We start from the raw sequence: 25120 nt of genomic DNA, 5'->3' as shown, positions 1-25120 counted from the left end.
CCATATGCAACATGGCTGCGCTCTTCCCTCGCCAGCTCGCCGTTGAGGAGCTAGTCAACTACTGTTGCGACTGCAGGTAATGCTTCACATCGTCAAAGGTCACCTTGCCGGTCTTGTTGACGTCGATCTTGCTGAAATTGTCGGCGACATAACCCAATCTGCCCTTTTGCGCCTGCTGCTGCGTCAGGGAGCCGCTCTTGGCGACATCGGCCGCATCGAAGTTGGTTTTCAGGCGCGCCATGGCTTGCGCCTGCAGCGCGTCTCCGGTCGATGCCACCGGCGTCGCTGTGGCTGGCCTCGCTGCTGGAAAGAACGGTCCCTCCACGCCATGCTTCACAACGCCGGCGGGAGCCGCGGCGACATCGCTGGCTTGCGCCATGCCTGCCGTTGCACACAGGGCGAATATCATCAGATAAAGTGGTTTTTTCATAGGATTTCCTCTACGCCTTTCTTAATCATAGTCGGTCCCGGCGCCATTGACACCGGTTGCGCGAACAGCAACAAACGCCTAAGGCGTGCCGGCCGGTGGCAAATCAGACCACGGTTTCGGCAGCTGAGCGAAAGTCATCGCGCCGCCGATCGGAAAGCCCCGGTAATAATTCACCAGATCGGTTTTCATGCGTGGCCGCGAGGTGTCTTCGAGGTAGATCATGTGACCGCCGGCATAGTGCGTGACCTGGATATCCGGCCGTAAGCCTTTCACGCTCTTGAGCCGTCCCAGATCCTTTTCCGTCACGAAGAATGGCGTGACCAGATCGTGGTAGCCGTTTTCAACCAGCACCTTGATATGCGGATTGAGCGTCAGCTCGGCCAGCAGGTCGGGAATCGTATCGGGCACCGGCAGGCCGCCGTGGCTGAAATCCCAGTTGATGTTGGCCGTATCGCTCAAGGTCACATAGGTGGTATTCGGCGCCGTGTATTTCAGGTAGTCCGGCAACTGCTGGGCCAGGATCACCGGGAACGGCTTGGCGATCAAGGCATCGGACGGATCGGAATCTCCGACCAGCATCGGACTGTTGTTCGGCGCCGAAACCCGGCCATCGTAGCCGCCGATGGTGGAACCGGGAACCAGAGTGGTGTTGAGCGGATTCGGCCCAAGGTAAGCTGTCAGCGCGCTGACGCTCACTGTGCTCTGGCGCGACAGTTGCGCATACACCGCCGGCGTCGGAAATACCGGCGGATTGGCCAGGCCGAGGAAGGTCGGGCCGTATGGCAGGAATTCAGCATAATGCCTGGTCGAGAATTCTCGCATTTGCTCTGCAAAGGAGCGTACGCCAAACGGCGGTGGCGTCACCTGGCCGAAAAATGCCGCCACTTCGGCATAGCCCGGCAACAGCGACACGGTGTAGTCCGTGGCGCGCTGCAGATCAGAGGCGCTCGGATACTGGTCGTTATAGTCCAGAATGCATGATTGCAGGATAATCCCGCTCAGTTTCACCCCCGCCTGTTCCAACAGCGGCGCCAGCACATCGGTGCGTGGCGTGCCGTACGATTCGCCGTACAGGTATTTCGGCGAGTCGGGCCGCGGATTGACTGCCAGATAACGCAGGATGAAATCGCGCATCACGCCGGCATCCTGGTCGACGCCCCAGAAAGTTTGATTTGTGTTGGGCAGCACCGCTTCGGAAAATCCCGTACCGGGCGGGTCGATGAATACCATGTCGGTGGTATCGATCAGGCTCTCCTGGTTATCCACCAACGGGAAGTTAGGCCAGCCGGTGGTGTACGGATCCGGCGTGGCTACCCGGCTTGGCGCAAACGAACCGAGCCGCAGCCAGATCGACGATGATCCGGGACCGCCGTTGTAGAAGAAAGTTATCGGACGCGGGAACGGCCCCCGGTTCTTGGCCGTGTAGGCAACGTAGAACATCGACGCCTGGGGCTTGCCGTTGGCGTCGGCGGCGGTGAGATGCCCGGTTGTCGTCGTGTAGGCAACCCGCCGACCGGTCTCGCGATAGGTCAGCTGGTGATAGGCCACCGCCGCCTTCTCATTAACCACGGACGCAGCCAAGCCATCGGTGGCGCCAAATGCGTAAGCAGTGTTGTCCATGTACGGCTGGTCTGGCGGCAAGACCGCGGCCGCAGCCGGCGCAGAAAAAATTCCGCCGTATCCGGCGACCAGCGTCAGCGCCGCCACTGCGGCGCGCATAAGCTTTCGAAGTATTTGAGGAGCAGTAATTTGAGGAGCAGTACTGGCATGCATGCGACGATCTGTTTTCATCTCTTGCCCTTTCTTGTTTATGGCATGCCGCCGCACTGGTCGGCAACACATCCACGCTGGGTGATTTGACTGACAAAAGCGCTACCGTTATTTCGCCATTGCTTGCGCCGCCAGAACGAATCCCGGTCGTCGCGACAAGCTGTTATTTACGCTCCCCATTGACACTGACACACAGCTGAAATACAACTGAAATAGAACTGACAACTGAACAGGCTACCTTTGTCCGAGCGATCGGTTTGGTACTTCATCGATGAATCCGGATTGGATAGGCAGCCGCAAGACCTTGCGACCTGGCCAGGGATTTTCACTGCGAAGACAACCGAGTGAGATTCGATCCAGCCACCTCAGAGGTATACTACAAAAGTACATTTCTTCAAGGAAAGTTTCAATTAAGTCCATGCTGCGATGCGCAACGATGGCCATCGGATATGGTGGAGGAAAACCGGAGGAAAACAGCGTCAATATGATGTGAAATCCCGCCAGACGAGCGTCTGGCGGAACAGCAACAAAGCAGAAGCCGGCGAGACTACTTCGCTGCCAGGATGTCGATCTTTTCGATAGACGGCGCTTGCGAAAACAATTCAGTCGCCCGGCCCATCAGCGCCGCAGCGACGCGCCCGGTGAGATGCGCCTGGCGGCCGGCGTCATCAGGGAAAGTATCGAAGATGCCATAGGTCGACGGCCCTAGTTTGAGCGCATACCAGGTGGTTGTCGCCAGCTCCTGTTGTACGATTGCCAAACCGTCGTGCAGAAATGCCTCGACATCTGCCTCTTTGCCCGGTCTTGCTTCCAGCTTGACGAACAAACCAACCTTAACCATCTTGAATCTCCTGTGCGTGGACGACCAGCTTTCAAGTTTAGCCGCCCGGCCGCACATTGCAATGTCCGCGATCAGACCCGTACCAGCAGCTTGCCGATGTTCTTGCCCTCGAACAAGCTGTTCAGCGCATCGGGCAATTGTTCGAAACCGTCGACATACGTCTCTTGAAACACGATCTCTCCGCTTTTCACCCAAGGCGCGACAACCGCCAGCATCTCGTCCATGCGATTAACGTAATCGCGCGCCAGGATGCCCTGGATGGTGGCGCGCTGGAACAGCATGTGCTGCAGAAAGCGCGGCCCGAGGTCAGGCGTATCCAAGCCGCCGTCGTATTGGCTGATGGCGCCACAGATGATGATGCGGGCGCGGCGCTTGATCAGCGGGATGACCGCATCGGTAATCGGGCCGCCGACATTATCGAAATAGATATCGACGCCGCCGGTTGCCGCTTGAATCGCCGCGCTCAGGGCTTCGTGGGTTTGATGCGCACGGTAATCGATGGCGCCGTCCAGCTTCAGCGTTTCGGTCAGGAATTTGCATTTCTCGGCGCCGCCGGCGATGCCGATCACGCGGCACCCTGCCCGCTTGCCGAACTGCGCCACCAACGATCCGACCGCACCGGCGGCGCCCGACACCAGCAAGGTATCGCCGGGGCGCGGACGGCCGGCTTCGGTCAGGCCGAACCAGGCGGTGCGGCCCGGCATGCCCAACACCCCGAGCGCGGTGGAAACCGGCGCAGCGCCCGGATCAAGCCTGGTCAGTTCGCTGTGATGGCAGCGCGCATACAGTTGCCAGCCGCTATAGGCGGACACCCAGTCGCCAACCCGGTACAGCGGACTGGCCGAGGCCACCACTTCGCCCACCACGCCTGCGCGTTGGACTATCCCCAGCGGATGCGGCACATCGTAGGTATTGCGCTCGTGCTGCTGGATACGGATATACGGATCGACGCTGATGAACCTGGCCCGCAGGATCACTTCATTGGTCGCCAGACTGCCGTCCAGTTCGTTTTCGCGCAACTCATAGTGATCATTGCCGACGCGGCCATCCGGACGTTTGACGTAGAACCACTGTCGATTCTGGTAGGTGTTTTGCATGGTTGCTGCCTGGTTGCTGTTGGCCTGACAGTGTAGCGAAATTGTCAAAACTGCGTTGACTCCGTACATAAAATTAAATTTGCCACGGCCACTGACAGTGACTAATTTACATCACGCCATATCGCAAACTATGATTAAATATTACAAAAAGAAATTTAAAAATTGGCGGTATCAGCATCCCGCCATACCCAGAACAGCTTTATCTGATTCGCGCATCTCGAAGAGGTTGCAATTGACGCACCCATTCAGTTACCGGCGCGCCGCCTGGACGACTCTTGCTTTGGCGTGGCTACTTCCGATTGGATGGGCCTGGCGCCAGCAAGCCCAATTCGTGAGCGAGCATCCGGGACCAGGATGCGGCATGGCCATCATTGGCATATACGGTTGCGCAATGCTGGCGATCAGCCTGTTATCCGCAATAGCGTTTGTATTGGGTATTATTGCATTTCGCCGCAGCCCATTGCCTAGAACCAGAAAAAATGTGCTTGAGCTGATTGCGCTATCTGCGACAGTCATTGCGGTTTCCCTGATATTCGCGCTGTTTGTTTTTCAATAGTGCGTCCGGCCGACAAACTTTCCATACACGCAGATCACCGTACCGTAGCTCGCAATGCCGAGGCTGGCGATGCAGGAAGAATTGAAACGCCAATTTGTTTCGCGCCCTCATGATCAATCATCTTGAAATAAAAATGGATACAAGAAATATCGCCTCTGAAAAGGTGACGATCAAATGTGGCTATCGGAACGAAGGGGTCGCGCGCGGCGCCAAATTCGTTCAAAGCAAGCATGTCGATATGAATATATACGCATTGTTACGCAACGAATGGGAAGCGATACGTACATAATTATTCTTCAGCATTTGCGTATTCTGATTAGTCCATCCCGACCAGCAACGCCATCATGACGACATCGTCATGTCGGCCATCGAGAAACCTTGCGTTGCGTTTCACTCCCTCTTCAACAAAGCCATGCTTGCGATAGAGTGCGATCGCGGCGGCATTGCGAGCGTAGACTTCAAGCTCAACCCGCGTGATGCCGTTGGCCACGGCGCGCTCAAGGGTTGCCGCCAACAGTGCGTTTCCGCATCCCTTGCCACGCCAGGATTCAAGCACTCCCATTCCCAGCGTGCCGCCGTGGCCGAAGCCAGGCAGCGGATGAGGCAGGACGTCGCACCAGCCGATTACCTCTTTGCCGCTCAACGCAACAAACTCGGCATGATTGTTCTTGATATTTTGTGCGACAAATTCGTTGAACCAGAGTAGTGAACGTGCTTCGGTCTGTCCCAGGTGAATACGCTCGCGGGCGATCGCATCTACCGCCTCTCGGAAACCTGCAGCGTGCTCGGCACGGATCGGTACAACACTGAACATAATTTCTTTCATCACATAGTGGCAGACTTCAAGTACGACTCGTACGGTTTCGAGCACAACCCTGTGATCCTATCGCAAATTATTCCGCATTCCCATCAATGTTTGAAACCGATGACAAAACCCTGGCCCAGCTGCAAGCTGCAACATGTCCATTCTCGAATGCTTCAATTTGCGGCAGCAATTGCAGCGTTGCGCCCACCATGTCGAGTCCTTTGACTATCATTTTTCTATGCCGTTCGCTCAGCGTAAAATTGAAGACATGCGAACCACAACGCACTTGCATAGTTTCCAGGTCAATACGCAGTTGATGATTACTAATGTCCAGCGCTTGCAACAGCAGCGCAATTTTGTCAGGTGCGAGAACGATCAGCAGCAAACGATTATTCAGCGCATTGCTGAAAAAAATCTCGCCAAAACTGGATGCGATAATCGCCTCGATCCCCAATTGCTGCAAGCCCCACACCGCGTGTTCACGGCTGGACCCGCAGCCGAAATTGGGGCCGCAGACCAGGATTTTCGCGTTCCTGTATTCCGGACGACTCAGCACGAAGTCTGGCTTGGCGCTGCCGTCCGGCTGAAACCGCAAGTCAAACAATACACCTTTATCCAAGCCTTCTTTGGTAATCGTGCGCAGAAACTGCTTCGGCATGATCTGGTCGGTATCGAGGTTGTCGATCAGCAGCGGCGCTGCGATGCCTTCAATGCGGGTGGTCTCAGCCATGTTGATTCTCCAGTGTGCGGACATCGCTGATGCAGCCCGTAATTGCCGCTGCGGCCGCCATCGCAGGACTCATCAGATGGGTGCGCCCGCCTCGGCCCTGACGACCTTCGAAATTGCGGTTGGTGGTCGACGCGCAGCGTTCTCCCGGCGCCAGGACGTCGTCATTCATCGCCAGGCACATCGAACATCCCGGCTGCCGCCATTCAAAACCGGCGGCAATGAAAATATCGGCCAGGCCTTCCTGTTCCGCTTGCCGCCGCACTTCACCGGAGCCGGGAACCACCATGGCCCTTACAGTAGGCGCTACATGTTTGCCTTTGACCATGCCAGCGGCAATCCGCAAATCTTCGATGCGACCGTTGGTGCAAGAACCGATGAAGACGCGGTCTACCGGCAAGCCAAGCAGCGACGCGCCGGCGGACACGCCCATGTACTGCAACGCCTGTGCAATCGTGGCGCCGGCATGTTCATCGGCCGCCCGCGACGGCTCCGGAGTCGGCGCATTGACCGCAATAGCCTGGTCGGGGCTGGTGCCCCAGGTCACAAACGGCGCAACGTCTTGCGCGGCAAAGATATGTTCAACATCGAATGCGGCGTCGTCGTCCGAATACAATTGCTGCCAGTCGCCAAGCGCTTGCTGGAACTCCTGCGCATCCAGTTCACGAGCTTTTTGCCGAATATAGTCGTAGGTGGTCTGATCCGGACGGATCAACGCCGCCCGCGCGCCGGCCTCCACCGCCATATTGCATAAAGTCATCCTTGCCTCGGCCGACAACGCGGCAATCGTCGTCCCGCAAAACTCTACCGCATAGCCGCGGGCGCCCTGGGCGCCGATACGGGCAATGATGAGAAGGATCAGATCCTTGACCGACGTCCCGGCCGGTAACGCGCCATCGACCTTGATGCGCATGTCCTGCGCCAGCCGGTAGACCAGGGTCTGCGTCGCCAATATGTGCTCCACTTCGGAAGTGCCGACGCCGAATCCCAAGGCGCCCAGCGCACCATAAGTCGTCGTGTGGCTGTCGCCGCACAATACCACCATGCCAGGCCGGATCCAGCCGTGTTCCGGCGCGATGATGTGCTCGATGCCTTGCTCTTCATGATTGGTATCGAACAGCTTGATGCCGAAGTCACGGCAATTGCGCTTGAGATTGCTGGCTTGTAGCGCCGATGCCGGATCGAGAATCACCCGGCTGGCGACGCTGACCGGGTGGGTCGGAATAATGTGCGACACCACCGCCAGTTGCTGCCGCGGCCGCAGCACCGCGCGATTCTTCTCGCGCAGGCTGCTGAATGCTTGCGGGCTGGTGTATTCATTCATGATATGCAGATCCGCATACAGCAGCACATGCTGTTCGTCGAGCTGGGTAACGGTGTGCGAATCCACCAGTTTTCTATATAAGCTGCGTTGCGACATATGAGGCCTCTCAGGTTCAGGCGATAAAGAATGGCAGGACTTCAGCCAGCAGCGCATCAGGCGCTTCTTCCGGAATGTAGTGGCCGCAGGCCAGCGCCTTGCCGCTTAAACGCCGCACCAGTCGCGGCCATTCCTGCATCGGATCGAAACACTTCTCGATGACGCCATTGGCGCCCCACAAGACCAGCGTTTCACATTGGATCTTGTTGCCGGCTGCCAGATCCTGGCGTTCATGCTCAAGGTCGATGCCGGCACTGGCGCGATAATCCTCGCAGATGCCATGGATCGTCGCCGGATCGCGCAGGCAACGCAGATATTCCGCATAAGCTTCCGGCGTGAACGGTGCCAGCCCCGCGCTGCGGCCGCCGATGGTGTGCTTCAGGTATTCCTCCGGATGCGAACCGATCAACAGTTCCGGGAATGGCGCCGGCCGGATCAGGAAAAACCAGTGGTAATAGGCGATGGCAAATTCCATGCTGGTTTGCTCATACATGGCCAGCGTCGGCGCGATATCCAGCAATACCAGCTTGCTGATCGCATCAGGATGATCGAGCGCCATGCGATACGCCACGCGGCCGCCGCGGTCATGCCCCATCAGCAGGAATTGCGGATGGCCCAGCTGCGCCATCAGCTCTACTTGATCCTGCCCCATGCTGCGTTTGGAGTAATTGCTGTGATCCGGCAGGCCGGCCGGCTTGGCGCTATCGCCGTAGCCGCGCAGGTCGGCAGCGATGACAGTAAACCGGCTGGCCAGCCGCTCGGCCACCTTGTGCCATATCACGTGCGTTTGCGGATGCCCGTGCAGCAACAGCAAGGCAGGACCGCTACCGCCGCGGATGTACTTGATCTGTATGCCGTTAACCTCGGCCGTGCCATGTTCGAATCCTGGAAACATCGTTGACCCTCCTTTATTTAAAGAGATTGTATAACTGGCTATCCGCTTTATAATTCATTAATATTCACTCTATTAGTTCTTTTAATCTAATAATGAATACTCCCTCTGACCTGGCGTTTTTTGCCATGGTGGTAAAGGCCGGCAGCCTCGCGGCAATGGCGCGCGAACTCGGCGTCACGCCGCCGGCGGTCACCAAAAGACTGGCCAGCCTGGAGCACCGCCTGGGCGTGCGGCTGTTGAATCGCACCACTCGCACCATGAGCGTGACGCATGAAGGCGAAATCTACCTTGCCGACGGCGCCCGGATCCTGGCCGACATCGAGGCGCTGGAACGCACCATCGGCAGAAGCCGGGCGGTGCCCAAGGGCCTGCTGCGGATCAACGCCAGTTTCGGCTTCGGCCGCAAGCATATCGGCCCGGCCGTATCGGATTTCAGCAAGCGTTTCCCAGAAGTGGAGGTCCAACTACTGTTATCGGAGCGGCCATTGAATCTTGCCGATCAGGCTTTCGATATCGGCATCCGCATCGGCGAGCTGCCCGATGCGCGCATCATTGCGCGCAAGATCGCTGCCAACAAAAGACTGTTGTGCGCAGCGCCGACCTATCTGAACCAGCATCCCGAGCCGGCGACGCCGCGCGATCTGCAATCCCATGCCTGCATCGTCCTGAGAGAAAACGACGCCGCTTACGGCAGCTGGCATTTAAGTCGCGGCAAGCGGCAGGAAACCGTCAAGGTGCGCGGCGCCCTCAGCAGCAATGATGGCGAAACAGTGCTGGACTGGGCGCTCGCGGGTCATGGCATATTGATGCGCTCGGAATGGGACACTGCACCATATCTGCGATCAGGGCGGTTGCGCCAGGTGTTGGCCGACTGGACGCTGCCTTCGTCCGATATCTTTGCGGTCTATCCTGAACGCCTGAACTTGTCGGCGAAGGTCACTGCCTTTGTCGACTTCATCGCGGAACGCTTCAAGTCGCATCTTTCCCAGGCTAAAGAGCCGCAGCATGGCTGGTAGCCACGTCCAACCGTTGGCTGCGCCCGGGTTTGAGGTTGTTTTGTAAAACGAGTTGCCGAGTGAGCCCGGGTAAGCACCGTGCCCGTCTGACAGATAGAATTCTTATTGAGAGATAATAGCCGGAACCTGATCTGCTTCATCCGAACTCACGAGGTATCCTGCATGCGTACACCATCCAATTCAATCCTGGCCTACATACAAGCCAAGGACGGCAATCGTCCGCATTTGATGTCGCATGCTTTTGCCGAGGATGCAACGCTGGCCATAGTGGTCAATACCGGCAACATCGCCTTTCCGCCAGCCTCGCAAGGACGCGATAGCATTACCGAGGTACTGGTGCGCCGTTTCGGCCAGACTTACGAAAATATCTATACTTTTTGCCTGTCGGTGCCGCCGAAAAACCAGGAACCGGAGTTCGTCTGCGACTGGCTGGTGGTCATGTCGGAAAAGGAAAGCCGCGCGGTAAGAGTCGGCTGCGGCAGCTATCACTGGATCTTTGAGGCGGAATCGCATCTGGTTGAACGTCTCGCCATCACGATCGAAGCCATGCAAGCGCTGCCGCCGCACGACCTCGGCGGCGTCATGGCGTGGGCCTCGTCCCTTCCCTATCCGTGGTGCTCTGCGCAGACAGCGACAGATGGCGCGCCCAATCTCGCTGACTTGAGCGCGGTGCTTGCCTACCTCGGCAGGAAAATCACCTGATCTGTCACACTGACCAGCGCCTGCTTTCTGCCGGTTTGATCAATTGACCTTGGCAGCCTTGGCCAGTAATTCAGCCGCCTTCTTCGGATCTTGGGTCGAATTCATGAATTGCGTGATGACGTCGATCATGGCGCCTGTAGTGGAACTCGGCTGCGCCATGTTGCTCGCAAGCGAAGGGACGAAACCGTTATTCTTTTCGGCCACCGCCAGATCGTCCATGGACCGCTGTGCGCAAGCATCGAACTTGTCGCGTGAAATGCCTTTCCGCACCGGAATCGAGCCTTTGTTGAGGTTGAAGGCTTCCTGGAATTCCGGGCTCATCACCGTGGCGGCCAGCGCCAGCTGTGCTTTTTCGGCCACGGGATTGTTTTGCTTGAACATGGCAAACGAGTCAACGTTAAAGATAAACCCCTTGGCGGTGCCCGGCGCCGGCACGCACAGGTAATCCTTGCCCGACTGCTTGCCGGCGTTGGTGAATTCGCCCTTCGCCCAGTCGCCCATGAACTGCATGCCGGCCTTGCCATTGATGACCATCGCCGTCGCCAGGTTCCAGTCGCGGCCCGGCGACGCCTTGTCGAAATAGCTGCTGATCTTGCGCAGCGTGACAAACACGTCCACCATGGCTGGCGAGTTCAAGGCTGCCGGATCGAGCTGCACCAGCGCTTTCCGATAAAAATCGGCGCCCTTGCTCAACACCACATCTTCAAAAATGGTCGCTTCTTGCCACGGCTGGCCGCCATGGGCGATCGGGATGTAGCCGGCGGCTTTCAGTTTGTCGGCGACATCGAAGAATTCTTTCCAGGTAGCCGGCGGCTGCGCATGGATTTTCTTCAGCGCCTCGGCATTGATCCACAACCAGTTGTCGCGATGGTCGTTGAACGGCACCGCGACATAATGTCCTTTGTATTTCACGATGCCGGATATTTCGTTGGGCAACAGCTGGTCCCAGTCTTTTGCCGCAGCGTCGATATTGGCCAGCATGCCTTCCGCCGCCAGGTCTTGCAAGGTAGGCCCCTTGATCTGCGCGGCGGTGGGCGGATTGCCCGCCACCACCCGGCTCTTGAGCGCGGTGATCGCATTGTCGCCATTGCCGCCGGCTACCGCAATGTCCTTCCATTGGTAGCCCTGTTTTTCCATCATCTGCTTGAGGATACCGATTGATTTCGCTTCGCTGCCGGAAGTCCACCAGTGCAAGACTTCGACGCTGGTCGCAGCATATGCCGGATAGGCGCCGCCAAGAAAAGTAGCCACGCCGATTACACTGATTGCAGTTTTGAATTTCATTGCCGTTTCCTTTGTTCCGAGCGACTGGATTGCGTTCAATGTATAGCAGTAAAATTATTTTTTCAATAAAATGAATGACAAAATTTTATCGCCAACTAAACACATTAAACAAACCGGAACGACTCAACTAAACACACTAAACAAAGCCCAGGCCATGACCATAAAAAACCCGGAATACCACTCGCACGGCCAAAGCTGGCGTCTCGACTGGGCCCATGGCAACGCCGAAGTCCGCGCTTTAGGCGGCATGCTCGGGCCTATCGATTTTCATCTCGCGGACGGCCGCAAATTCCAGCCGATGCACCAGGCTCCCTGGCTATCCGAGAACCCGGCGACCGAGTTGAAAGGTTTGCTGGCGGGCCTGCGCGGAGAATGGCCGTGCGTACCGTTTGGCTGCGCCGAAGCGCCTTTGCACCTGCCTCCTGACTGGAAGGCGCAGATCCCGGATGACCTGTTTGGCCACGGTTTCGCCGCCCATCATGACTGGCAGCTGAGCCAGGCATCGCCAGGCATCGCCGGGCATCGCCGGGCTATCTGGCGCTGTCTATCGACTATCCGGAGAATTCGCCGATAGCCCGGATCGAACGTGAAATCCAAGGCGACCCCGTGGCGCCGGCGGTGAATCTGTCGCTGCACATTCAGGTTCGCCGCGAAACCGTACTGCCGCTTGCCGTGCACCCCACATTCCGCATGCCGGAGCAGCCGCATGGCTTACGCGTCTCGCTCGGAGAGATAGAACAGTTGCTGACTTATCCGACCTGGCCGGAGCCGGGTGTGTCACTGTTGCGCCCCAACAGCAGTAGTAGTGGCCTGCATGCAATGCCTACTGCGGAAGGCACGATTGATCTGTCGTTGCTACCGCTACCGCTTGCCACGGAAGAATTAGTGCAGGCGGTGAATTGCCGCGGTCCGGTCCACCTCGATTATTTACGCGAGGGCGTCAGAGTCAGCCTCGACTGGGATCGCCGCCTGCTACCCGACGCCATGCTGTGGATCAGCAACGGCGGCCGCCATCACGCGCCTTGGAATGGCCGCCACTTTGCCCTGGGAGTTGAACCGCTCGCCGGCCCTTTTGATCTCGGCCGGGTGGCAATCCCGCCGGAAAACCACCCGCTGGCGCATCGCATGTTGCGCCTGCTGCCTGATGAAGCTTTTATGCTGCGCTATCGGATATCGGCAGCTCTGCTCGATGCTTAAACACCACTGCAGCGACAAATTAGATCGCACCGGCTTTATAATCGATCTCGACAAATATAGCTTGAGGGAATCGGATTGAAGACAGTCGTGTTGGGTGGTTATGGAAATTTTGGCGCACGCATCTGCCGTGCACTGGCACAATCCCCCGGCATTGAACTAGTGATTGCCGGCCGCGATGCAAAGCGGGCGGCGCAATTCGCGGCAGAACTCGGAGGCCGCGCCAGTTCCATCCGCCTCGACGTCTCCCAGTCGGATTTGACGCAAGTCTTGCGCGGCATAGACGCCCAACTCGTGATTCATACAGCGGGGCCGTTTCAGCAACAGGGCTATTCTGTTCCTTTGGCAGTCGCCGCGGCCAATGCACACTACATCGATCTGGCGGATGGCCGTAGATTCGTCTGCGACTTCCCGCAGGCCTTGGACGCTGCATTCCGCCAAACCGGGCGTATCGCCGTTACCGGCGCCAGCACAGTGCCAGCCCTGTCTTCTGCGGTTGTGACCCAACTGTCTGAACACTGGAAAAGCATAGATTCGGTAGACATTTGCATCGCTCCGGCACAGACCGCACCGCGCGGCATAGCGACACTGGCGGCGGTGCTCGATTATTGCGGGGAGCCGATCCAGGTCTGGCAAGACGGAACATGGGTCACCCGCCACGGCTGGGCTGATCTGGCCCGTATCCATTTTTCCCGCCTGCGGCCACGTATCGGTGCCTTGTGCGACATTCCAGACTTGGAACTATTTCCGCTGCATTACAAAGGCGTTCGCTCCGTCATGTTTCGCGCCGCGCTGGAAATCGGCTTAAGCCAGCGTGCGCTGGCAGCCATGGCGTGGCTGCGCAGGGCGGGCGTTATCAGCCATCCTGAACGATTTGCAGGATTGTTGAACAGCACGGCAAAATGCCTGGATTTTCTCGGCTCGGCACTGGGCGGCATGGTGGTCCGCATTGCGGGCACTGATGCCGACGGCAGGCCGGTTCGCCAGGCCTGGCATATTGCGGCCGACGATGATCACGGCCCGGAAATTCCCTGCATGGCGGCGATTCTGCTGACTCGGCGCCTGGCCAAGAATACGCTGACTGAGGCTGGCGCCTACAACAGCATCGGGCAACTGAATTTGTCCGACTTTGCGCCTGAATTTGCAAAATGGAACATGCTGACCGAGATTATCGAGGAAACATGAAATCGTCCGACCTGCGTTTGATGCGCCTGGTGCTTGCGATTGTCTGGCTGGTGACAGGCGTGCTCAGCATCTGCAACCAGCAAAGCAGTTTGAATCTCCTGACGCCGGTCGGACTGTCTGGCGCCATTGCTCTTGCCGCGCTCTATCTGGCCGCGGGGCTGGATATCCTACTCGGTCTGCTGACGCTGTTCTGGCATGGAAAGCTGCTGTGGACCATACAAGCCTGCCTGATCCTTGTCTACACGGTCATTATTTCCGTCTGGCTTCCTGAATACCTGCGGCATCCTTTCGGCCCGATTCTTAAAAATCTGCCGCTACTGCTGATGCTTTGGCTACTCTACAAATATGAAAAACAAGCGCCATGAATCCCTATCTCTTGCTGAAATGGCTGCATATCCTGTCAAGCGTCGTATTGGTCGGCACCGGCTTTGGCAGCGCCTTTTATCTCTACTTCGTCAACCGCACCCGTAACCCGGCGGCGATTGCTGCAGTGGTACGGCTGGTGGTACGCGCAGATCTGTGGTTCACCACGCCCGCAATTGTCATCCAGCCGCTGACAGGTTATGCCATGCTAACCCTGGCCGGCGCACCGCTCACGCAATACTGGCTGCTATGGACTTTTGGCCTGTATGTCCTGGCAGGCGCGTGCTGGCTGCCAGTGGTATGGCTGCAGATAAACATGGCGAGAATAGCGGCCGCGTCTGTTCAAAGCAATGCGCCTCTTCCCCTGCAATACTGGCAATTCGCTCGCTATTGGGAATGGCTCGGCTATCCGGCATTTATCGCCATGCTGGGGATTTACTGGCTGATGGTCTTCAAACCCATCAGATAAGCCGCCGGCGGCAGCAATCACCGCGACACTGCGTCCGGCTCCGTAGCATTCCACCATCCACCTCCCAGCGCTTGCAACAACGCCGCGGTATCGCTATACCGCGCGGCCTGGGCCACAGTGCGGTCAAGATCGTTTTGCATGCTCTGGCGCTGGGCATCCAGCAGACTCAGATGGCTGACGCCGCCGGCCTGATATTGTTTCTGCGTGATCGCCAAGCTGCTTTGAGCACTCTCCGCGGCTTGCGTTCTTGCCTGCAAGGCCAACGCATCGTTCTCCAATGCCCGCAAACTATCCGCCACCTGTTGCAAGGCCTGCAATACGGTCTGCTGATAGCCGGCAGTTGCTGCATCGTAGGCGGCCACGGCCGAGCGCTTTTTTGCGCGCAGCTCACCGCCATGGAACAGCGGCTGCATCAGTTTCAGGCCGAGACTCCAGACGTTGATGCTATTGGCGATATCGGAAATATGCGTCTGCTCCACGCCGGCGCTGCCGGACAAGGTGAGTTGCGGATAGAGTCCGGCGGTAGCTACGCCTACCTGCGCGCTAGCCTGGTGCAGCGTGGCTTCCGCCGCCCGGATGTCGGGGCGCTGGCGGGCCAAGGCGGATGGCAAGCTCAGCGGCAATTGCTCGGGTAATGTCAGCTGGTTCAAATCCAGCGGCTGGATTGCGGCCTCGCCGGGCGGCTTGCCGAGATAGACGGCAAGCTGATGCGTGACCTGCGCCAGTTGCTGTTGCAACGACGGCAGCGCTGCCTCGCTTTGCGCCACCAATGTCCGCTGGTTCTTCAAGTCCAGTTCGGCAATGCCGCCGGCGGCCAGGCGCTGCGCCATAATGACCAGTTGCTGGCGCTGCAGTCGCAGCATCTGCTGCGTGCTGTTGATCTGTGCCTGCAATGCTGCCTGCCTGATCGCCGCCGTCACGACGTTGCCGGCCAGCGTCAGGCGCACCGCCTGCAATTCCTCGGCCTGGTATTGCACTTGCGCCTGCGAGCCTTCCAGCATGCGGGTGTTGGCTCCGAAAGCGTCGATGGTGTAGGAAACGCTGAGCGACGCGTTATACAGGTTGAATGGTCCGGCTTGCGGCACATTCGGAATGCCAAGCGCCGTGGTATCGATTTGCTGGCGTGTACCACCCAACTGCAGGTCGACTTGCGGATAGCGCTTGGCGCCGGTCTCACCGTTCAAGGTTTCGCTGGCCTGGCGCAGCGTGGCTTTTGCCTGCGCAATCAGCGGACTGTTGGCCAGCGCGGTGCGTACCAGCGCATCCAGCTGGACGGAATGAAACAAGGTCCACCATTGTGCGGGAATATCCATGGTGGCATCGAAATGCTGGGCTACGCCGCCCACGCCGATGCTGGCAACGGTGCTTTGCGGCTGTCCGGTTGCGGTGTATTGCTGCACGGCCGGCGCCGCCGGCGCCTTGAAGTCAGGCCCGACCGCACAACCGCCTAGCAGGCCGCCAAGGCCTAAGTACAAAGCTGGGATCGCAACGCGCCACATGTGGGCGGCCATAGCTCCTGGTTTCATGGAATTTCCTTCAATCCAGCGTACGACGATAGAAACGTAGTGCAATGCCCATCACGATCACCGTGAACAACATCAACGGCCAGACATTCGGCCAGAGGTCGACCCAGCCGTTACCTTTGAGCAGGATGCCGCGTATCAGGCGGTTGAAATAGGTCAACGGCAGCAGGTTGCCGATGAATTGCGCCCACTTCGGCATACCCTGGAACGGGAACATGAAACCCGACAGCAGGATGTTCGGCAGAAAATAGAACATGGTCAGCTGCATCGCCTGCAACTGGTTTTGCGCAATCGACGACAAGGTGATGCCGACCGTCAGGCTGGCGGCAATAAACAATAGCGCCGCCAGATAGATCGCCGCCACGCTGCCGGCGAACGGCACATGAAACATGAAACGCGCGCCGAGCAGGATGATGCTGGCCTGGATCAGGCCGATCGCGATATACGGCATGATCTTGCCGCTCATGACTTCGATCGGCGAGACCGGCGTCGCCAGCAGGTTTTCCATGGTGCCGCGCTCGCGTTCGCGAGTCATCGAGAGGCCGGTCATCATCACCATGGTCATCGACAGGATCACGCCCATCAGGCCGGGTACGACGTTGTACTGGGTCACGCCTTCCGGGTTGTACAGGCGCTGCACCTGGACCTCGAAGGCCGGCGCACCGCCGCTGAATTTGGCCAGCGCGCCTTTCAAGTCCTTGTCGGCCACTGATTGCACCAGTTGCGGCAAGGCAGCCAGCGCCATGCCGGTGGCGGTGGGATCGGTGGCATCGGCCTCGACCAGCAGCGCGGGCCTGGCGCCGCGCAGCAAATCACGGGTAAAGGTGGCGGGGATATTCAGGACGAACAATACTTTGCCTTGCGCCAGCGCGGTGCGCGCCGCCGCTTCATTCGGCAGTTCGGCGACGATGTCGAAGTAATCGGAAACCTTCATGGCGGCGATGAAGGTGCGCGTGAATTCGCTGTGATCGGCGGCGATGATAGCGGTCGGCATATGTTTGGGATCGCTGTTGATGGCGAAGCCGAACAACAACATCTGCATGATCGGTATCACGGTGATCATGCGCACGGTGACGCGGTCGCGCATCAGTTGCAGGAATTCCTTGAGCACGATGCTCCACCACCTGGCAAATGAAAAACCTGCGAAACCGCTCATGCCTGGTCTCCAAAATTATCGGCGGATTTTTTCATCATGTAGATGAAAACGTCTTCCAGGCTGGTGTCGATACGCTCCATGCGCAAACCCTGGCCCTCGGTGATGCGGCGCAAGGTTTGCTCGAGCGAGACGGCGTCCTTGCCGCACACGTGCAAGGAGGTGCCGAATACCACCAGCTGGTCGACGCCGGGCTGGTCATGCAATTGTTGCGACAGTCCGACCAGTTTGTTGTCACGGATGTCGCTGTTGCGGCTATTGTAGATGGCCCAGGTAGTCAGTCCCTGCCCTGCGACCACTTCGGCTGCGGTGCCCTGCACCAGCAGTTCGCCGTAAGCGATATAGGCCAGCTTGTGACAGCGTTCAGCTTCATCCATGTAATGCGTGCTGACCAGGACGCTGATGCCTTCCGCCGCCAGCCGATGCAGTTCCTCCCAGAAATCGCGGCGCGCAGCCGGATCGACGCCTGCGGTGGGTTCATCCAGCAACAGCAGCTCGGGCTTGTGCAACATGCTGGCGGCCAGCGCCAGCCGTTGCTTCCAGCCGCCAGACAAGGAACCGGCCAGTTGCTTGGCGCGGCTGCTCAGGCCAAGTTTCTCCAGGCTTTGGTCGACAGCCTCCTTGCGGTTTTTCATACCGTAGATGCGCGCCACGAAATCCAGGTTTTCGCGGATGCTGAGATCATCCCAGTACGAAAACCGCTGCGTCATGTAGCCGACCCGGCGTTTGATCTCCATACTCTGTTTGATAATATCGTAGCCCATGCAAGTGCCGTGACCCGAATCCGGCGTCAGCAAGCCGCACATCATGCGAATCGATGTAGTCTTGCCGCTGCCGTTCGGCCCCAGGAAACCAAAGATTTCACCGCGCCGGACTTGTAGCGACAGGTCCTTCACCACATGCTTGCTACCGAAATGTTTGTTGATACGGTCGACATCGACCACCAGGTCGCCATTGATCTTGCCTGCTCCACTGGCGAGATTGCTGCCGGCGGCGCTCATGGCAGTTTCACTTCAACCGGCTGACCCGGGTGCAACTTGAGCGCATCGGCCGCCGCCGGGCGTGCTTCTATCATGTACACCAGCTTGGCGCGCGACTGGTTACTGTAAATGATCGGCGGGTTATATTCGGATTCGGTCGAAATGTAGGAAATGTGCGCCGCCACGTTAGCCTGGCAGCCATCGCAACTGAGCGTCACCGCCTGGTTTACCCGGAGCCTTCCGAGCGTGGTTTCCGGAACGAAGAAACGGATCTTGAGATTCTCCGGCGGGAGCATGCGCAGCACCGGATTGCCTGCGGCCACCCATTCGCCTTCACGGTACATGGTGTCGAACACCAGCCCGGCGCGGGTTGCGGTTATGGTCTTTTGACCGAGCTTCCAGTCAGCTTGATCCAGCACCGCCTGCGCTGCCGCGACCTGTGCCTGTTGCCCTCGCACCTGGGCATCGCGATTAGGCAAACGGTCGACGGTCAGCTGGCTTTGCCATTGCCTGACCTGGGCGTTCGCGGTGTCAGCCGCGGCGCGGGAATCGTCGAGCTGCTGTTTGGCGATACCGCCGGCCTGGAATTGGGTTTCATCGCGGTGCAACTGCAGCACGGCTTTGCCGGCGCCGGCTTGGGCCTGGATCAATTGCGCCCGCGTCACGTCTTGTTCTTGCGGCCGCTTGCCGCTCTGGATGTCGGCTAGCTGCGCTTCGGCAGCCTTCAACTGGCGCTGGGCCTGATTCCTGGCAGCGGTTTCGTCGCCTGCTTCCAGCATGAACAGCGGCGCACCGACTACGGCTTGCTGGCCGCGCGCTACCGACAGGCGGTCCAGCCGGCCAGCCTGCGACGACGCCACATACACATATTCGCCTTCGACATAGCCTTGCCAGTCATTATCGTTGGCAGGCGTACAGCCGGCCAAGCCGAGATAGCAACAAGTCGCGGCAATCACAAAGACGGATCGGGAAAATTGCTTGAGATGGTCGGCCAGGCTGGATTGCATGAAAGTCTCCGCTTTATTCGTCGGCATGGGTCGAAGCCAAGCCGTGTATCAGCAGCGACTTGATATGCCGCGCCAGAATGCTTTTATCCATCAACGCTACTTTTTTCATGATGGGTAGCAAAGGTTTGTCCCTCAACGTGCGCGCCATCGCCAGCGGTAGCATGGTCAAGCCGATGACCGAGATAAAAATCAGATTCGGCTCCAGCGCCGGATTGATGTGACCCGCCTGCTGGCCGCGCGCAATGCTCTCGGCGAATAAAGCCACCTTGTCCAGCGGCACCCGTTGCACCATGCGTTCGCGCAATTGGCCGCCGTCGCTCAAAACTTCGCGCACCCACAAAGCCGGCATCCATGGCATTTTCTCGGTGCTGCTGATCATCCTGTCGACGATGCCCAGGATCATTTGCTGCGGCGGCTCATCGCCGGTAATCGGATCCCAGATGCTGTGGATGAACAAGCTCACCCGCTCATCGACTACCGCTTCGATCAGTTGATCACGGTTCTTGAAGTAGTAATGCACCATGGCGGCGGTAACGCCCGCCTGGCGCGCAACCGCCGCGACGGTCGTGGCGGCGATGCCTTGTGAAGAGAACAACAAGGTGGCGGTATCAAGCAGTTTTTCACGCGTATCCTGATCGGACGCCAAGGGGCGACCACGGGTTGCCTTTGGCGTAGTCATGCATCAAATATTAATCAACGAATTAATTAATTACAAGGATGCATGTGTAACGCTAAGAGCAAAAGCGTTGCCCACGGAAGGCACGGAAACCAACCTGGATTTTCCGTGCCTTCTGTGTTTTCCGTGGACATGGGTTTTTAGCGGTCAAACAAACCCATTTAAAAACAGATGATTTACGTCTTTGGCGTCTCGTCATGCTTCAGCGATTGCGCCAGCTCTCCTGCTTTCAGCGATCCCATCAGCGACAACAAGGTATTGAACGCATTGGTGTCACCGCCGCCACCGATCTGGATCTGCGGCACCAGCGGCACCTTGGAGGTTTCAAACGCTTCAGCCAGACGCAGCATCACGGTTTGCATCAACTGTTTATCGGCGCCCTCTCCTTGCATCGCTTCGGATTTTGCCTTGATCGCAGAGGCCTCGGCCTCACCCACCGATCTGATCGCGGATGCACGGCCGGAACCTTCCATTTCCTGCTTGAATTTCTCCGCATGGGCCAGCGCTTCGATCTCCTGGCGTTTCTTTTCAGCCGCTTTGACATTGGCCGAACCCTGGTTTTCCTTGATCGAGATATCCACCAGCGAACCGGTCAGTTCTTTCTGCTTGGCGGCGCGCTGCTCGGCTTCGTTGAGTTCGCGCTCTTTATCGGCTGCGATCTGCTTTTGCGCGAAGGTTTCTACCTGTTCCCGCGCAATCTGGCGGTCACGCAGCTGCGCCATGATGTTTTCGATCTTGGTATCGCCCGGCTGCGGTTTCGGCGTGCCGATCAAGACTTCCTGGAATTCAAGCGAATAAGCCTGGAAGCGTTCCTTCATGTCGGCCGACGCATTGCTTTGCAATTCGCTGCGCGACTGGATCAGCTCGATGAAGGTCTTGGTCTGTGACACATTCTTGAAATAAGACGACACCATCGGATCGAGCGTTTGTTCCACCAGTTGCGCCACATTGCCGAAGCGCTGCACCACCATCGGCGCCTTGCGGTAATCGATATGCACCACCACCGACAACGGCAACTGCGGTTCAAACGCGTCCTTGGTGATCAGCGTGATTTCACGCAGATTGCTGTCGAAACTGGAACCGCTCTCGCCGGATTTCCACATCAGCACGAAATTGGTGGTCGGCACCAGCTCGATTTTGCCGGCATAGGTGTTAAACGCATACTTCCCCGGCATCAAAGGATCGCGCCAGACGCCGCGGCAACCGCTTTCCACCAACTCGCCATGGCTGTATTCCTTGCCCGACAAATCGGAACCCTTGCGGCCGGTATAGGAAACCACCACGCCGACATAGCCGACCGGAATGATGGTCTTCCTGATCAGTTCAACCGTGGCAAACAGGCGGTTGATGTAATAAGTTCCTTCCACCAGCACCCGTTCCTGACGACCACGCAAGCCACCGGCTGCGAGGAATTTCTCCGGCTCCTGGAATGAGTTGTGGGTATCGCCGACATCCGGCGCCAGCAACTCGTCCTTCGGCAAGCCAGGCCCGTCCTGCACGGTCACGATCGCCAGTTGGTCCGAATCATGGGTGCCGGCCACTTCCTTCAGCACCACCGGCGTAAAGCCGCTGCGCTCATCGAGCACGCCGCGCATCTGCTCGTAGTAAGCCTTCTCCTGGGCATCCAGCGACAACGAGTAAGTCGCTTCTTCGGTCATCACCACAAACAAGGCGGGATTGATGATGTGCGTACCTTCACGCAGGATCTTGCGTTGTGGCCCTTTCTGGCCGCCGCCCTCGAGGAATGAACGGACGTCGCGGAAATCTTCTACCTTGGCGTTGTCAGCCAGCGTCTGCCCGGCCGGCAGGTCGATGCCGTCGCGCGCAAAGACATAGCCGATACGGCCCTGCGTGACAGACACCATCGGATGGATATGTACCCGGAACTGGAACGGCGCAAAGAAATGAAAGCCGCCGCGGCGCAGGTCGGGTTGCAGGCCAGCCTCGCCGTGCAAGGCCAGCAAACCGGCTTTCACCGACCCGCTCGAGCTCCACAATTTTTCAACGACGCCGATCCTGTCGTTCGGGATGTAACGGATGATGCCGGATACCGAAAAAAATATTGCAATCAGAATGGCAGCCGCCACCAGGATAATGACCACCGAGGGAAACCAGCCCAGGCTTGAAAACAGATTAAACATAGAATTCTTTCTTTTATTTTTTGAGTGCTACGCTTTCCCTATCGCCGAACGCGTGCCGACGATCTTCCAGTCAGAAATGTCATAGCAAAAGTGGGATTTTTTGATGACGATCCGAGACCAGGCCCGTCAGGAATTGGCGCCGCGATCCAGTGAAAAGCCGAAATCGCCGTCGATCCAGGTATCCTTGTCGCGAATGATGGCCTGCGCCGGCAATGCTGCGGTCTTGACCGAAAAGCCGGACATTTTCTTGACGGCGGTGCCGATCGCCATGAACTCCACCAGGCCACTGCCGATTTCAGCAATGTAAGTCTTGACCCCGACCACCTCTTCCGCGCCCAATGCATCGGCTTCATTTTTCAAGCGGTCGATCGCTATTTCGCGGGCATCATGGATCAATGTCGTCAGGTCGCTGATTTCGCCCTTGGTGAAGGATTTGAATGCCGCCATGAAGCCGCCGACCACGCCCAGCGAATAGATCGAGGTCGACATCAGCAATTTGACCGGCGCATAGCCAAGGCTGGTCATGGCCCACAGTTCTTCGCCGGTGAGATCGCTGGTGACCGGATTGCTGTCGGCGCTGGATGGCAGCGCGTTATGCCGCGAAGCCGTGCCGGCCATCAGCATCTCGTGCGTACCCATCCATGGCAGGATGGTGGTGCGGATGCCAACCACCGCATTGGCGCCATCTGCCTTGGCTTGAGCGACCAGACGTTCAAGCGCCTTGTGGCGGGTGGCGTTGAAGATATTGCTGTACTCGGCGATCTCGCCACGCACCAGGGTCTTCAGCGAGCCCATGATGCCGCCGCCGACGCCCATCGAATACGCGATATTGCCGAACGCATGCTGGATCGGTTCATAGCCGGCATCCATATGACAGTACAGTTCCTGCGCATCGCCTGCGGTGGTGAAGAAGCGGCCGGAAACGCCATTTGCATGCACGCAGGAGCCCACAAACAGGAACTCGGTGCTGCCACTGAACGATCTCAGCTCACTGGAAACGCCCGCCACGCCCGACGCACCTTCTTGTTTGGCTTCCTTGCTCATGCGCTCGAAGGCATTGGCGCGGCCTTCGTGAATCGCCGCAGTGACCTGGGTGATTTCGCCACCCAGCATGTTCTTCAGACCGGTACCAATCCCGCCCAGAAAGCCCATCGAATTGACGCTGTTGCCTACTACGATCTCGCCCGCAGAATAATTTTTTAACGCCAGGCAGAAGATTTCATTTCCGGATAAACCCGTGACTTTAGCCATACGCCTTCCTTTTTTTATCGACAATGAATGTCTAATCAAATGTCCAACGGTTCGCCCTGGATAACCAGGGAATATGCACCGGAGACGAATTGATTCTGAACCTTAATCTGGAAGGCTGCTACTGATTTCGGAGGGTTGCGATTCGAGGGTTTCTTCAGGCATGGTGGCGTGAATTACTGATATTCAGGGGTGGTATTTCTTGGTTTTTTTGCGGTATCGAGATAAATCTGTTCCAGTCTGATATTGCGCTGGCGAATAGCGTCACAAAGAAGCCATTCGCCGCTAGTGCGATAAGTTTTAGAAAATGACTGCAGACTTGATCGACTGCATAGCAGCACTGTTCATATAAAGAGTGAAATTTTGCACCACGCCGCCAATCGATTGCACTTGAAGCTGCGTTCCGTCTTTTATCAGGGTACCGCGATAAATGACGCCATTGTTTTGATAATACACGCGGTATTCAGTCGTAGCGGATGCCTTCAGTGGCGCATTCGCGACCCAGGCTCGCACACCTCCCAGTGTAACTATCTGGCCATCGCCCAACTGATAGGTCAATGCGTCTGCGCTCACATGCGGGAAGAAATTTTCTAACGCAGAAATGGTAGTGGAACAAGGCGTCAGATTCGGCCCGGTAGTTACGGGAAGCACACAGTCGGAGACATAAAGACGATCGCCGACACTTTGCTTGACCGACTTGAGATATGTCGAGCCGGCTTGCCAGCTAGCCTGCTGGTTGTATAGCGATGCGCCGTTGAGGGTGTTAGTAATGAGGCCAAGGTAACTATTGGTGAAGAGTTCGGCCGGTGAGTTTTTGATCAATCCTGTCAATCCCACGACCGTTGAACTGATTTCAATCGTAGAGTTAATGACAGTTTTGCCGTCAGCCGCGTAATGATCGGTCCGGACGTTGCCACCAGTGTAGCTAACGCTATCTTGCACCGGCACCGCGCCCGAATAGACGGCTGAGTTAATCAGATATCTAGGCGCGGGACCAAATGTAGGTAATGACAGTGTAGACGCTGTCGAGTAAGTCAGCGTCATCGGCTGCGTTTGATTCGCCGCTGTAAGAGGAATACTGTAGTCGTAAGTGAAAAAATAGCTACCCGGATTCACCGTCAGCGCACCGGTCGATGAGCTGGAAATGCTTAAGTATCCATCCAGTTCATGTAACCCGCCATTTGCAGCAAGCCCCATACTTTCAAAGTTTTTTTGCGCATCGCTTAACGCTGGCGTGACCGGGGTGTTGGAAGAGCTGCCGCCACCTCCACCACAACCTGCCAGCGCGAGAGTCAACACGGTCACGGCACATGGAACTATCTTCATGAATAACCTTTGCAATTTAAATTTTGACAAATTGAACTACAGGGGCATCAATAGGATTGATACAGACAGCTCGGTAACAAGTTGCTCTTTTTCTGCTGGCGCCAATCCGGCAAAATCAACCGGCGTCTCAATAGCACTCCCCGCTTAAGCCTTTGTATTACCTTCTCGACACGACTGAAGCTGGATACTACACAGCAACATGACTGGTTGATAATAAAAAAATGTTACCAAATGTACATAATGCAAGAATTGACAGTTGCGTTGCGCAGTCGCAACGAGTACCAATAGGGAATCGATTTTCAACGTCAATAG

25 protein-coding genes are annotated in these 25120 nt (G+C 57.4%); 8 read left to right on the top strand and 17 right to left on the bottom strand.

Going from position 1 to position 25120, the window contains the following annotated elements:
* Positions 1-58: 58 nt before the first annotated feature.
* From ABI171_RS16545 to ABI171_RS16530, 4 genes are all read right to left on the bottom strand, one after another.
* Entirely contained in the window at positions 59-430 is a 372-nt protein-coding gene (locus ABI171_RS16545) for an EF-hand domain-containing protein (RefSeq protein ID WP_348093627.1), read from the bottom strand.
* Between the two features lie 78 nt (positions 431-508).
* Entirely contained in the window at positions 509-2149 is a 1641-nt protein-coding gene (locus ABI171_RS16540) for a peptidase S10 (RefSeq protein ID WP_348093626.1), read from the bottom strand.
* A gap of 598 nt (positions 2150-2747) precedes the next feature.
* Positions 2748-3041 carry an antibiotic biosynthesis monooxygenase gene (locus ABI171_RS16535; protein WP_348093625.1) on the bottom strand — a complete coding sequence of 98 codons (294 nt, stop codon included), beginning with the start codon at positions 3039-3041 and terminating at the stop codon, positions 2748-2750.
* A gap of 71 nt (positions 3042-3112) precedes the next feature.
* Positions 3113-4138: an NADP-dependent oxidoreductase gene (locus tag ABI171_RS16530; RefSeq protein ID WP_348093624.1), complete on the bottom strand. Its 1026-nt coding sequence runs from the start codon at positions 4136-4138 to the stop codon at positions 3113-3115.
* Positions 4139-4235: 97 nt separating this feature from the next.
* Here ABI171_RS16530 and ABI171_RS16525 point away from each other — a divergent pair, with 97 nt between their 5' ends.
* On the top strand, positions 4236-4694 hold the full coding sequence (locus ABI171_RS16525; RefSeq protein WP_348093623.1) for a hypothetical protein: 459 nt from the start codon (positions 4236-4238) through the stop codon (positions 4692-4694).
* A 316-nt stretch (positions 4695-5010) separates the two neighbouring features.
* Here ABI171_RS16525 and ABI171_RS16520 read toward each other — a convergent pair whose 3' ends face one another.
* The 4 genes from ABI171_RS16520 to ABI171_RS16505 are packed head-to-tail and all read right to left on the bottom strand — an operon-like array spanning position 5011 to position 8541.
* Complete coding sequence (locus ABI171_RS16520) at positions 5011-5565, bottom strand: GNAT family N-acetyltransferase (RefSeq protein ID WP_348093622.1); 555 nt, start codon at positions 5563-5565, stop codon at positions 5011-5013.
* A 22-nt stretch (positions 5566-5587) separates the two neighbouring features.
* The gene (leuD, locus tag ABI171_RS16515) at positions 5588-6229 is read right to left on the bottom strand and encodes a 3-isopropylmalate dehydratase small subunit (protein ID WP_348093621.1); all 642 of its coding nucleotides are present in this window, start codon (positions 6227-6229) and stop codon (positions 5588-5590) included.
* Positions 6222-7646: a 3-isopropylmalate dehydratase large subunit gene (leuC, locus tag ABI171_RS16510; RefSeq protein ID WP_348093620.1), complete on the bottom strand. Its 1425-nt coding sequence runs from the start codon at positions 7644-7646 to the stop codon at positions 6222-6224. Before leuC ends, leuD begins: the two co-directional genes overlap by 8 nt.
* A gap of 16 nt (positions 7647-7662) precedes the next feature.
* Positions 7663-8541: an alpha/beta hydrolase gene (locus ABI171_RS16505; protein ID WP_348093619.1), complete on the bottom strand. Its 879-nt coding sequence runs from the start codon at positions 8539-8541 to the stop codon at positions 7663-7665.
* A 92-nt stretch (positions 8542-8633) separates the two neighbouring features.
* Here ABI171_RS16505 and ABI171_RS16500 point away from each other — a divergent pair, with 92 nt between their 5' ends.
* Together ABI171_RS16500 and ABI171_RS16495 are read left to right on the top strand one after the other, a co-directional pair.
* Positions 8634-9557, top strand: coding sequence for a LysR family transcriptional regulator (locus tag ABI171_RS16500; protein ID WP_348093618.1), 924 nt, complete (start codon positions 8634-8636; stop codon positions 9555-9557).
* A gap of 162 nt (positions 9558-9719) precedes the next feature.
* Entirely contained in the window at positions 9720-10259 is a 540-nt protein-coding gene (locus tag ABI171_RS16495) for a hypothetical protein (RefSeq protein WP_348093617.1), read from the top strand.
* A gap of 39 nt (positions 10260-10298) precedes the next feature.
* Here the strand turns inward: ABI171_RS16495 and ABI171_RS16490 are convergent, their stop codons facing one another.
* A complete protein-coding gene (locus ABI171_RS16490; RefSeq protein ID WP_348093616.1) occupies positions 10299-11543 on the bottom strand; it encodes an ABC transporter substrate-binding protein in 1245 nt (414 codons plus the stop codon).
* Positions 11544-11697: 154 nt separating this feature from the next.
* On the opposite strand from ABI171_RS16490, the gene ABI171_RS16485 reads away from it, so the two are divergent.
* From ABI171_RS16485 to ABI171_RS16465, 5 genes are all read left to right on the top strand, one after another.
* Positions 11698-12117, top strand: coding sequence for a hypothetical protein (locus ABI171_RS16485; protein WP_348093615.1), 420 nt, complete (start codon positions 11698-11700; stop codon positions 12115-12117).
* A gap of 98 nt (positions 12118-12215) precedes the next feature.
* A complete protein-coding gene (locus ABI171_RS16480) occupies positions 12216-12740 on the top strand; it encodes a hypothetical protein (protein ID WP_348093614.1) in 525 nt (174 codons plus the stop codon).
* Between the two features lie 75 nt (positions 12741-12815).
* Positions 12816-13922: a saccharopine dehydrogenase NADP-binding domain-containing protein gene (locus ABI171_RS16475; protein ID WP_348093613.1), complete on the top strand. Its 1107-nt coding sequence runs from the start codon at positions 12816-12818 to the stop codon at positions 13920-13922.
* Positions 13886-14287, top strand: a complete 402-nt coding sequence (locus tag ABI171_RS16470) for a DoxX-like family protein (protein ID WP_348093612.1) — start codon at positions 13886-13888, stop codon at positions 14285-14287. Before ABI171_RS16475 ends, ABI171_RS16470 begins: the two co-directional genes overlap by 37 nt.
* Entirely contained in the window at positions 14284-14754 is a 471-nt protein-coding gene (locus ABI171_RS16465; RefSeq protein ID WP_348093611.1) for a DUF2269 domain-containing protein, read from the top strand. The genes ABI171_RS16470 and ABI171_RS16465 overlap by 4 nt, the downstream gene beginning before the upstream one ends.
* Before the next feature lie 17 nt (positions 14755-14771).
* Here the strand turns inward: ABI171_RS16465 and ABI171_RS16460 are convergent, their stop codons facing one another.
* The 8 genes from ABI171_RS16460 to ABI171_RS16425 all read right to left on the bottom strand — a co-directional run bounded on the left by ABI171_RS16460 (position 14772) and on the right by ABI171_RS16425 (position 24808).
* Positions 14772-16280: an efflux transporter outer membrane subunit gene (locus ABI171_RS16460; protein WP_348093610.1), complete on the bottom strand. Its 1509-nt coding sequence runs from the start codon at positions 16278-16280 to the stop codon at positions 14772-14774.
* Between the two features lie 10 nt (positions 16281-16290).
* On the bottom strand, positions 16291-17433 hold the full coding sequence (locus ABI171_RS16455) for an ABC transporter permease (protein ID WP_348093609.1): 1143 nt from the start codon (positions 17431-17433) through the stop codon (positions 16291-16293).
* Positions 17430-18431 carry an ABC transporter ATP-binding protein gene (locus tag ABI171_RS16450; protein WP_348093608.1) on the bottom strand — a complete coding sequence of 334 codons (1002 nt, stop codon included), beginning with the start codon at positions 18429-18431 and terminating at the stop codon, positions 17430-17432. Before ABI171_RS16450 ends, ABI171_RS16455 begins: the two co-directional genes overlap by 4 nt.
* On the bottom strand, positions 18428-19417 hold the full coding sequence (locus ABI171_RS16445; protein ID WP_348093607.1) for an HlyD family efflux transporter periplasmic adaptor subunit: 990 nt from the start codon (positions 19415-19417) through the stop codon (positions 18428-18430). The genes ABI171_RS16450 and ABI171_RS16445 overlap by 4 nt, the downstream gene beginning before the upstream one ends.
* 13 nt (positions 19418-19430) lie before the next feature.
* The gene (locus ABI171_RS16440; protein WP_348093606.1) at positions 19431-20096 is read right to left on the bottom strand and encodes a TetR/AcrR family transcriptional regulator; all 666 of its coding nucleotides are present in this window, start codon (positions 20094-20096) and stop codon (positions 19431-19433) included.
* Positions 20097-20269: 173 nt separating this feature from the next.
* Positions 20270-22234, bottom strand: a complete 1965-nt coding sequence (locus ABI171_RS16435) for an SPFH domain-containing protein (protein ID WP_348093605.1) — start codon at positions 22232-22234, stop codon at positions 20270-20272.
* Between the two features lie 126 nt (positions 22235-22360).
* A complete protein-coding gene (locus ABI171_RS16430; RefSeq protein WP_348093604.1) occupies positions 22361-23485 on the bottom strand; it encodes a heavy metal-binding domain-containing protein in 1125 nt (374 codons plus the stop codon).
* A 297-nt stretch (positions 23486-23782) separates the two neighbouring features.
* Positions 23783-24808, bottom strand: coding sequence for a hypothetical protein (locus tag ABI171_RS16425; RefSeq protein ID WP_348093603.1), 1026 nt, complete (start codon positions 24806-24808; stop codon positions 23783-23785).
* Positions 24809-25120 lie beyond the last annotated feature (312 nt).

This window comes from Collimonas sp., assembly GCF_039923675.1.
GTDB lineage: Bacteria > Pseudomonadota > Gammaproteobacteria > Burkholderiales > Burkholderiaceae_D > Collimonas.
This window is presented reverse-complemented; position numbering and strand designations above follow the sequence as displayed.